Annotated in this window: 10 protein-coding genes; 4 read left to right on the forward strand and 6 right to left on the reverse strand. The window is 49.6% G+C overall.

Going from position 1 to position 9,529, the window contains the following annotated elements; genetic code table 11:
* A partial coding sequence (gene waaF / locus A3750_RS11815; protein WP_068548297.1) for a lipopolysaccharide heptosyltransferase II occupies nt 1–583 on the forward strand: 583 nt, incomplete at its 5' end.
* 95 nt (nt 584–678) lie between these two features.
* On the opposite strand, the gene A3750_RS11820 is transcribed toward waaF, so the two are convergent.
* From A3750_RS11820 to A3750_RS24960, 3 genes are all read right to left on the reverse strand, one after another.
* The gene (locus A3750_RS11820; RefSeq protein WP_068458634.1) at nt 679–1,266 is read right to left on the reverse strand and encodes an SIS domain-containing protein; all 588 of its coding nucleotides are present in this window, start codon (nt 1,264–1,266) and stop codon (nt 679–681) included.
* Between the two features lie 84 nt (nt 1,267–1,350).
* Nucleotides 1,351–1,929: a D-glycero-beta-D-manno-heptose 1,7-bisphosphate 7-phosphatase gene (locus A3750_RS11825; protein WP_068458635.1), complete on the reverse strand. Its 579-nt coding sequence runs from the start codon at nt 1,927–1,929 to the stop codon at nt 1,351–1,353.
* A gap of 53 nt (nt 1,930–1,982) precedes the next feature.
* Nucleotides 1,983–3,659 carry a glycosyltransferase gene (locus A3750_RS24960; protein ID WP_082863397.1) on the reverse strand — a complete coding sequence of 559 codons (1,677 nt, stop codon included), beginning with the start codon at nt 3,657–3,659 and terminating at the stop codon, nt 1,983–1,985.
* A gap of 108 nt (nt 3,660–3,767) precedes the next feature.
* Between A3750_RS24960 and A3750_RS11835 the strand changes: the two genes are divergently transcribed.
* Both A3750_RS11835 and A3750_RS11840 read left to right on the forward strand, forming a co-directional pair.
* The gene (locus A3750_RS11835) at nt 3,768–4,664 is read left to right on the forward strand and encodes a lysophospholipid acyltransferase family protein (protein ID WP_068458636.1); all 897 of its coding nucleotides are present in this window, start codon (nt 3,768–3,770) and stop codon (nt 4,662–4,664) included.
* Nucleotides 4,661–5,413 (forward strand): hypothetical protein, encoded by a 753-nt coding sequence (locus A3750_RS11840; protein WP_068458637.1) that lies wholly within the window; start codon nt 4,661–4,663, stop codon nt 5,411–5,413. Before A3750_RS11835 ends, A3750_RS11840 begins: the two co-directional genes overlap by 4 nt.
* 9 nt (nt 5,414–5,422) lie before the next feature.
* Here the strand turns inward: A3750_RS11840 and A3750_RS11845 are convergent, their stop codons facing one another.
* The 3 genes from A3750_RS11845 to A3750_RS11855 are packed head-to-tail and all read right to left on the reverse strand — an operon-like array spanning nt 5,423 to nt 8,254.
* Nucleotides 5,423–6,127 carry a 3-deoxy-D-manno-octulosonic acid kinase gene (locus tag A3750_RS11845; RefSeq protein WP_068458638.1) on the reverse strand — a complete coding sequence of 235 codons (705 nt, stop codon included), beginning with the start codon at nt 6,125–6,127 and terminating at the stop codon, nt 5,423–5,425.
* A gap of 14 nt (nt 6,128–6,141) precedes the next feature.
* Nucleotides 6,142–7,308, reverse strand: coding sequence for a glycosyltransferase family 4 protein (locus tag A3750_RS11850; protein WP_068458639.1), 1,167 nt, complete (start codon nt 7,306–7,308; stop codon nt 6,142–6,144).
* Nucleotides 7,301–8,254 (reverse strand): ELM1/GtrOC1 family putative glycosyltransferase, encoded by a 954-nt coding sequence (locus A3750_RS11855; protein WP_068458640.1) that lies wholly within the window; start codon nt 8,252–8,254, stop codon nt 7,301–7,303. The genes A3750_RS11850 and A3750_RS11855 overlap by 8 nt, the downstream gene beginning before the upstream one ends.
* Nucleotides 8,255–8,319: 65 nt before the next feature.
* Between A3750_RS11855 and waaA the strand changes: the two genes are divergently transcribed.
* On the forward strand, nt 8,320–9,529 hold a 1,210-nt coding region (gene waaA / locus A3750_RS11860), incomplete at its 3' end, for a lipid IV(A) 3-deoxy-D-manno-octulosonic acid transferase (protein WP_156498542.1).

Below are 9,529 nucleotides of genomic sequence, written 5' to 3' on the forward strand. Positions count from 1 at the left end.
TGATTCTTTCGAGTGCCCTACTCCTTCGTTAGTACCTGCTGCTGAGAATATTTCTAATGCCCTGCAAAAATATTCTTTAAGTACCGAGCAGCGTATTCTTGCCTTATGCCCGGGCGCAGAGTTTGGTCGTGCGAAAAAATGGCCGGAGCGGCATTATGCCGAAATTGCAAAGCGCCATATTCAAGAGGGTGGTCAGGTCTGGTTATTTGGTTCGCAAAATGATCAGCAAGCCTGCGATGAGATTGTTGGCCTTGTTTGCTCGTCAGTGAACACAGATGCTGTACAGAATCTTGCCGGACGCACGAGTTTGCAAGAGGCGGTCGCATTGATGTCGCAGGCAGATAAAGCAGTCGCTAATGACTCGGGCTTGATGCATGTAGCTGCGGGCTTGGGTGTGCCGATCGTTGCTTTATTTGGCTCAACGTCACCAGACTATACTCCGCCTTTGAGCGAAAAATCGGCGGTCATTAAAGCGGAGATTGATTGCAGTCCTTGTTTTAAGCGCGACTGTCCTTTTGGGCACTACAAGTGCTTGGAAGAGATGGCGCCAGATCGAGTTTGGAGCGCGCTAAAGAATCTTTAGCGCGTTGCGGTTGCAGCACGCGCGATGTGTCACTGAGCCAATAGTTTGAAAAGGTTGGGCTGATCGATTTGACGCAACCCATAGAGCTTTATGGTTTAATCTTTTGGCAGTTCTGGGCAGAGTGCTTGCTCAATACCATCACACAAAATATGTCCAAGCATAATGTGCGCTTCTTGAATCGTTGCCGTTAGCGGCGCGGGTACTGCCAGGCAGGTGTCAGAAAGCTCTTTCAGCTTGCCTTTCTCTCCGCTCATTCCGATGACTTTTATGCCTTTTTTTCGCGCAACTTCGATTGCTTTGACGATGTTCCCTGAGTTGCCTGAGGTAGAGATGGCTACCAGTACATCACCTTCCTGGCCTAGGCCCGAAAGCTGGCGCGAGAACACGTCCTCATAGCCATAATCATTTCCGATCGCAGTGAGCGCCGAGGTGTCGGTGGTGATGGCAATCGCAGCGAGCGATTCCCGGTCATAGCGATACCGACCAACAAGCTCGGCTGCGAGGTGCTGTGCATCTGAAGCGCTACCGCCATTTCCAGCGAAGAGAATCTTCTTGTCGTCTCGAAGAGCCTCGACGCAAAGTGCGATGGACTGATCTAACTGATCAAGAAGCGACTCGTTACTCAGGATACGTTGTTTTGCTTCTATACTGCGCTCGATATGGGCTTTGATGCGATCGCTCATTCAATAAATCCACGTTTGTTAGGTTGGGTTGAGACGAAAAGGGCTTGGCATTGCGACTCTTCAGTTCAGGTGCTGAAGTATAGTTTACAGCAACCTACTAATACTACTAAGGCTTCGTGCTGCGTAAAACCGTCCAGAACGTTCACGGTATAGATCTGGATAAATGAGGTCGTCGAAAGGTCGTTTGGGTGAGTGATGTTCGGGGTCTTTAAATAGCACCGCTTTACCAACCTCTGCTGCTCGTGCGCAAACGATATCGGACCAGCTGTCACCGACCATAATGCTGTTGCTTAGGTTGAGTTTATAATCGCGCGCGGCTTTATGAATCATGCCAGGCTTTGGTTTTCGGCAGGTACAGGGGCTCGATAGCTTTGGGTGGTGCGGACAGTGATAGGTATGACGGATCTGAATACCTTGCGCGCGAAATTGCGACTCTATCCATTGCGAAAACTGATGGAACTGCTGGTTGTCATAATACCCCCTCGCAATGCCGCTTTGATTGGTCACAATAATAATCGTATAGCCTTTTCGTTGTGCTGCTGCGCAAAGGTCAAAGATGCCTTTCACAAAGCTGCAGTCTTCGGGTCTGTGCACGTAGCCATGATTAACGTTGATGACGCCGTCTCGGTCGAGCAATAGGGCTTTGCGGGTTAAGTAAGTCATTTATTAGCGCTTTGTGGTTGTCCGATGTTTGATCACAAATTGTCAGGTGTGTTTTAGGGGGCGCTCAACAAAGGATGTTTGGAAATCATCTCGGCTAATTTTGCATGCCCTGCAGGAGAGAAATGTGTCGCATCTTGATAATAGTCTTGCATGTTTGTTGCGAACACCTCGTAGCAATGGATCAGGCTAGCATGAGCGTATTGTTCAGCCAACTCAGCCAAGGCGGCATTATACGCTTGTATGGCAGGGTTGCGCGAATCGTCTTGGTTGGGTGCGGTTTCGATCAGAAATACAGGGCAGCTGACGGCATCCAAAATTTTTGCGATGTTGGCCTGATATTCCTCTATCGGCACCTGGTTGGTCATGCCGAAGAGCTTGCCAATGCCGATCTTTCGGCCATATTTCTTCCATTTTTTGACCCAGCGACGGAAAAAGCGTCGGCGAGCATTATCTGGGTAATACAAGACATACGGCGCTGCTTTGAGAGTTGACCAACTATCGACCAAGCCGTACTGAATAAATACCGCGTTGAGGTGATCATGACCAAAGTGTGCAAAATACTTGAGTGCTTCTCGTGTTGTTGCCATCGTTTGGCCACAATTTTGGATGCGCCGATTTAGCGCTTCGCCAACAAGAGCCGGGTACGCCTGGCCTTTTAGCTGTTCTGTTCCGCAGGTGTTGCAATCGCCAAGAAATAGCAACTCGCTGCGTCGCACTAACTGCCTGTACAAAGTGCATGTTCTCGAGACCATCGCCTCTTGTGTAAATTCATTTCGAATGGCTTCGAACAAGCTGCTTTGAGCTTTTCTGTGTTGATCCAGCACATTACTCGCATTGGAAAGAAATTGCCGGAGATCGTCAGGCGTTTTGGAGGGGATGAGAGACTGCTTTGGAAGCAGGCTCGCAGCGCCTGATACAGGCGTTGAGAGCACAGGTGTGCTGGCAGCAAGTGCCTCCAGCATAGTCAGGCTCATGCCCTCGCGTTCGGATATGCTCAGAACGGCATCTGCAGCGGCGAGGAGCCCAGGAGCGTCATTGCGATTGCCGATCAACAGAATGCGCTCTGTAGTCAGTTGTTTCAGTTCTTTGAACATCGGGCCGTCGCCGGCGATGACAAGGTTGACGGGCAAATCTCGGCATGCCCGCATTGCCAGATGATAGCGTTTGACTGGAGCCAGGCGCCCCGCGCAAAGTAGCAGCGGTAAACTCGCATCAAGATTTAGCTCTGTGCATAGCTGCTCTTTGCTAATGAGTGGCCCTCGGTATGGCGGTATACCGTTCTCTATTAATACGGCTGGAAAGCCTTCTTCTTGAAGGTGCGTATAAATTTCTTTACTTACGCCGATGCACGCGTCCATGCCTTTTAGAACGCGTAGGTCTTTTTTCTCGCCGTGTATAGACACAACGCGCTTACAGTCTTTATATCTCGGAAGCGCTTGCAGTAACGCGGCTGCTTTTAGGCCATGAGCATGAATAATGTCCGGTTTAACGTGCTCAATGACACTGAGTAAAGTGTTCTTTAGAGCTGGATGGCGTCGGCTCTTTTCTGTCGGCAGGGCATGCAATACAGCCTCTTTGCTGATTTGCTCAAGTAGCTGGGGGCTTGCTGCGATATGTACTTCATGATCTGTGCCGATAAGGCCATCACAAATAGCGATCACCTGTTTTTCCATGCCACCAAGCTGGTTGCCATGTGATGCGCAAATTTGAAGTGTGCGAAGTGAGCTCATGCCATCAAGCTTAAATGCATTGGTACATTGAAGTCGAGGCTGTAATTCATAAATAGATGCTCTAAACTTCGGGGCAAATAATTCACAGCTTAGAGCCCGCTCTCATTCATGAAAGATAAAATTCTCGCTTGGTTGGTTGTTCGCGTTTTGAAGATGCTTGCACGGCTTTCATATGCTAGTTCTCAGAAGCTTGGGCGTGCGATCGGGCGTATATTGTGGTGGGGTGACTCAAGCCTGACACGTGTTACGAAGGTAAACGTGGAGCTGGCATTTCCTGAGTTAAATAACGAACAACAGCAAGCCTTAATTAAATCCAGTCTTACTGAGACCGCAAAACTGTTCTGTGAGTTTGGCGCGATGTGGGAATGGCCATCTGACAAGGCATTAGGCTTGATTCGTTCGGTAGAGGGCAAAGAGCTGTTTGATATGGCTCTTGAACAGAAAAAAGGCCTGATCGTGCTCGCCCCTCACCATGGAAATTGGGAGTTGGTTGGCCTATATCTATCGACGCTCCGACCGATGGCCGCTTTATATCGACCCCCAAAGATTAAGCCTTTAGAAGAATATATGTCGTCAGTTAGGGGGCGGCATGGCTCAGAACTTGTGCCGACAACCAAGCGAGGTGTTGTCCGCTTGTTTTCGATCCTGCGAGAGAACGGTATGGTTGGGATTTTGCCGGATCAGGTTCCTGGTGGAACCGGCGGGGTGTTTGCCCCTTTTATGGGGGTTGAGTCGAATACCATTAAATTGGTTTCGCGTTTGATTGAAAAAACGGATTGTCTTGTGGTTAGTCTTGTTGCGCTGCGAAGAGATGATGGTACTGGTTTTGATATGGTGTTCCGCAAGGCGGACCCTGAAATCTACAGTAGCGACCTACTGACTTCGGTAACAGCGATGAATCGCACGGTAGAAGCGTGTGTGCGTGATCGGCCCGAGCAGTATCAGTGGGAATACAAACGTTTTAAAGATGCCCGTAAGGGTAGTCGTCATACATACGGGCCATGAACGTATCTCGCACCGTCGTTTGCTTAAAATGGGGTGACATGTATGGCCCAGAATATGTGAATCGCCTCTTCGCGATGGTCAGCCGCAATGTGGATTCGCCCGTTCGCTTTGTCTGTTTTACGGAAGATGCAACTGGCCTTCGTGATGACATCGAGATAAAAGCACTTCCTGACTTTCCAGAGCCCCCCTACAAATACGCTCGCTATTGTTCTGCTTGGCGTAAGCTCGCCTTGTTTGATGCCGCCAAGTTAGGCCTTGAAGGCCGAGTCTTATTTCTTGATCTGGATATTGTGATTTTGCGATCTATAGAGCCTCTATTTGAAGGCGCTGCGCCGTTTATGATGTTGGAAAACTGGTATCAGCCTGGAAAGGGTCAGGCCTCTGTAATGCGTTTTGATGGCGATAGCATGAAGCCTGTTTTAACGCGTTATCTTGCGGATCCGATTGCGGTGTTGGAAGAGTTCGTGACAGAGCAGGAATATATTTGGGCGAAAGCCATTAGTGGGGCATCATTTTTTGATGATCGCTTGTGCCTTAGTTTCAAAAAACATGTCATGCATTCGGGCTTGATGCGTTTTTCCTCTCGCCATTACGAGACGCCTAGAGGAGCGAGCATGTTGGTGTTTCATGGTCGCCCAAATCCACCAGACGCAATTAGAGGAGAGTGGGGTAAGCCGATGCCTAGGTTGAAGCGTTGGTGGAAAGGACTAAAACCTTGTCCGTGGATTGCAGAGTATTGGCGAGAGTAGCCGCTGGGCTTATTTTTTCGTGAGGCTTTGCTGGTAAAAGTGCATAAAATCGCACCAGTTTTGGTCAGTCCAAATAATACCGTGTCGAACCTGTTCCTTCATGAAGCTGCGTTGCAATCGTTCCAGCATTCGCATTCGATGACGTTGTTTTAGCCGAAGAATCTTTGCCTGATCAAAATCGATGATCCAAACCTTCTGTTTGTTATCAACCAGTATGTTCTGGATATTCAAGTCTGGATGCCAAACGCCAAAGTTATGCAGCTGAGCGACAGTTTCGGCAATATCTTGAATGATCGTATTGGTCGCCGGTGCCTGAAAAACTTGTAGAAGATCTTGCGCATTGGGTATACGGCGAGTAATCAGGTCTGCCGTGTAACTTCTTCCTTTGCGAATAACCCGTGCGGCAGCTGGCTCAGGAACGGGTAGTCCTGCATCAAAAAGTGCCTGTAAAACTGAAAACTCCTTGAATGACCGTGTGTTCTTCGCACCCGTATAAACGTAGGCATCACGGTTGATACGGCTCATCAAGCCGCCGCGATAGTAATGGCGCAAAACGAGGGAATGCGTGCGATGTCGTACAAACCACGTAGTGCCGCGGCCTCGCTCGTGCCCCTCAATGGCATGTTTGGTTTGCCAATATTTGGGTTCGAAGTAATCGCTACTTTCTTTTTGGAAGATACGGCGATTAATGATGATCTTTGTGTTTTGGGACATGGTTTCGCGCGCGGTTAACGTCCGTGTAGTGTAGTCGAATCTTGCCAAAGCTGTTGGTACAGCTCCAGTGTTTTTTGTGTCATTTGCAATCGTTGAAAATGGAGCTGCACGAAGTTTCGAGCCGCTACTCCCATTAGACTGCGATTTTTGAGTGGGATCGACATTAAAGCCGTAATTTTCTCAGTGAGTGATTGGCTGTCATTCGCTTTGAACAGGCCCAGTTGTAACTCGGGTGCGATAATGCTTCGATTTGCTCCTTGATCCGGTGCGAGCACCAGGCATTGCATGGCTTGCGCCTCGATCATTGTTCGTCCAAAAGATTCTGGTTTTCGTGTCGCAGATACCACCGCATCCGCTTGGTGATAAAATTCCCGTAAATCCCTGTGCCCGTTTACGAACTCAATTTTTGGCGAAAGGGAGGTGGCGCGTTCACGAAGCGATTGGTAATAGTGTTCTTTGCCGTGACTGCTGCCAACAAAAATGATCTTAAGAGGTCTATCTGTTATTGGCTCGACGGCATCTAGCAGAAGTTGATGGCCCTTGAGCTCTGAGAATCGTCCGGGTAAAAGAAGTGTAAAGGGTTTCTCTGGGCCTTTTGTTGACGTCGTTACTTGGGCTGGTTTCTTAGTTGCATGCGTTGAGATAGACGGGCTTACCTGAATGGAGCGGGTGTAGTAGTCGGTATCTACGCCTCGATTAATCTGCACCACATTCTTCGCCCATGGATAGGTTTCGCGTATATGGTGCTCTATGAATTCTGAGACTGCGATACACGCTCGTCCTCTTAACATCGCCGAGTTGTACAAGCGCTTGAGCGCATTCTTGTGTCCATAACAACCGTGGAAGGTGCTGATAAATGGGACGCCCGTCGAACGTGAAGCAAGGTAGACGCTCCATGCCGGCGCTCGTGAGCGCACGTGCAGTAAATCGATGTTTTGCTCGTTGATCAGTCTTTCTAGATGTCTCGCGTTACGCATGATCTGAATAGGGTTTTTACGATCGAGCGGAAGTTGGTAATGGGCGACGTTCCACTCGGTTAGCCGCTGCGCAAGTTTGCCTCCAGAAGAGGCGACGCTCGATCGATGACCTTGTTGGCTAAGAAACTCGGCAAGCTCTAATGTGCCTTGCTCAACACCACCACTTTCCAGGGCGGGGAGCACTTGCAGGATGTGATTAAACATCTTGCCCCTCGTGTTTTGATCGCCAGGTTTCATATCGCATCAAGAGCCACTCAGTTGCTCTTTCAGCTTCATGCAGTCCGGTCTGCTGGCGGTTGTTTATGTCTGATTCAGGCGAGAGGTCTGCGAGCCTCATTACATGGTTTTCCCGATATAGTCGCTCAAGTTCATTGCGAAGACGATTCTTTCTAAATAATTTATGACGCGTGGCGAGCTCTATGACGCCAGTGGGTTTCGCGGCAGAGAGCGCCTCGTAAATCATGTTGCTGCTGTCGGCGCTGACCCAAACTTGTTTTGCGCGGTGTATTGCTTGGTCCAGATCATGGTTTGCGCTCAAAAAACGTAGCCTTGGTAGCTCGGCTTTGATTCTTTCGATTGTTGTGTCTGGAGTCCGACGAGAGGGTGAGAGTAGCCAGGGAAGGTCCGTGTCGTGTCTGACTAGTTGTTTGACAGTGGTCAGTATGCGCTCCGAACTCCAGTTGAAATGTTTGCTGGGGCCTCCCAGCAAGATCAGGTTGTGTTGCGGCGATCGATCTGGGGCGTTTTCATAAGGCTTTCGGTCCGGCGTTGTTAGATGCTGAATAGTATTGATGGGACCTTTGGTGACAAACACGCGAGAGCTCGCTTTTGGGTCGTCATGACGGGGGCAGATTACCGCATCAAATAGAAACATCGGCAAGCTTGGGGTCATCAGAACGACGCTAAACGCGCGATGCCTCCGGGCAAGTCGCCACAGCGGCCAATGGGTTTTGTGGCCCGCACCAATGCAGATATCGAAACGAAGTGCGTGATTTAGCAAGGCGACTGACTGTTGGTCTACCCAGTGCGTTGTGCACAGTGCGCGTTTCATGAGCTGATTTTCCAAGCCCCTAAGTTGCTTCTGATGCCCGATGCGGTCATCGTGAACGAAACAAATAGAAAGTGGCTTGGCGTGGTTTGCTTGCGGCATAGTGATTGGGCTGCTATCTGAGCTAAGGTATACTCGCCCGCGTTATCGATAGGACGTTTTTGGTTATGGTTCGTTTAGTGTACTCAATTCTAGTGGCCATCTGCATGCCTTTTGTATTGCTACGTTTGTGGATGAGAGGTTTAAAGGCGCCTGAATATCGAACTCGTCGTCTGGAGCGTATGGGCTTTTTTGAGGCCCCAGAGCAAGCGCAGGACATTTGGGTGCACGCAGTATCTGTTGGTGAGTTGCTTGCAGCCGAGCCGATTATTCGTGAGCTACAGTCCCGTTATCCCGAGAAAAAAATCACCATCACTACCATGACGCCAACGAGCTCAGCCTTGCTTGACAAGCTGTTTGGCGACAGTGTTTTTCACGTCTATGCACCCTACGATTTTCCGCTTTTCGTGCGCGCTTTTTTAAAGCGTATACGTCCAAGCTTTGTGATCATCATGGAAACAGAGTTATGGCCAAACATGATTCACGGCGCGCGAGCCTTGGGCTGTCCTGTTGTGCTGGCCAATGCGCGCTTATCTGAGCGCTCTGCGAAAGGTTACCGACGCTTATTGCCAATGGTGTCATGGCTGTTTGAGAGTTTGCAGCTGGTGCTGTGTCAACACCAGCCAGATGCTCAACGCTTCGCGACACTGGGTATTTCTGCTGAAAAAATTGGTGTGACAGGAAGTGTTAAGTTCGATATCGACGTTGATAGCTCAGTCGCTGAGAGCGGAGCACGGCTGAGGGAAAATGTGCCTGATGACACAACAATCTGGATTGCGGCGAGCACGCACGAGGGTGAAGATGCGAAAGTGCTTTCAGTACACCGTCAGCTCAAGCAGCATTTTCCTTCCTTAACGTTGATTTTGGTTCCACGGCATCCTGAGCGTTTCGAGTCTGCATACGATCAGGCATCTGAGGCGGGATTCCAAACCAGCCGATTCAGTTCGTCTCCCTTGATTGGCGCAAAAGACGATGTCTATGTTCTGGATGCGATGGGCCAATTAATGCGCTTTTATGCGGCGAGTGACTTGGTGTTTATAGGCGGTTCGCTCGCTGAGGTGGGTGGGCATAACCCGATTGAGCCGGGCGCGTTAGGCAAGGCCATGCTGATAGGTCCGCATTACTTTAACTTTCAAATGATCTGCCAGGAATTTATGGATAGTGGAGCGCTGCAAACCGTTGCCGATGAGAACGAGCTATTTGAAGCGTTAAGAAGCTTGATTGAATGCCCTGATATTGCGAGAGCGAAGGGTGAAAAAGCGTATGCCGTTGTTGAGA

This window comes from Oleiphilus sp. HI0079 (assembly GCF_001635105.1).

Coding starts and splice junctions, on each gene's coding strand:
- A3750_RS11820 (WP_068458634.1), bottom strand. CDS start 1,266: ATGAGCGATCGCATCAAAGCCCATATCGAGCGCAGTATAGAAGCAAAA.
- A3750_RS11825 (WP_068458635.1), bottom strand. CDS start 1,929: ATGACTTACTTAACCCGCAAAGCCCTATTGCTCGACCGAGACGGCGTC.
- A3750_RS24960 (WP_082863397.1), bottom strand. CDS start 3,659: ATGAGCTCACTTCGCACACTTCAAATTTGCGCATCACATGGCAACCAG.
- A3750_RS11835 (WP_068458636.1), top strand. CDS start 3,768: ATGAAAGATAAAATTCTCGCTTGGTTGGTTGTTCGCGTTTTGAAGATG.
- A3750_RS11840 (WP_068458637.1), top strand. CDS start 4,661: ATGAACGTATCTCGCACCGTCGTTTGCTTAAAATGGGGTGACATGTAT.
- A3750_RS11845 (WP_068458638.1), bottom strand. CDS start 6,127: ATGTCCCAAAACACAAAGATCATCATTAATCGCCGTATCTTCCAAAAA.
- A3750_RS11850 (WP_068458639.1), bottom strand. CDS start 7,308: ATGTTTAATCACATCCTGCAAGTGCTCCCCGCCCTGGAAAGTGGTGGT.
- A3750_RS11855 (WP_068458640.1), bottom strand. CDS start 8,254: ATGCCGCAAGCAAACCACGCCAAGCCACTTTCTATTTGTTTCGTTCAC.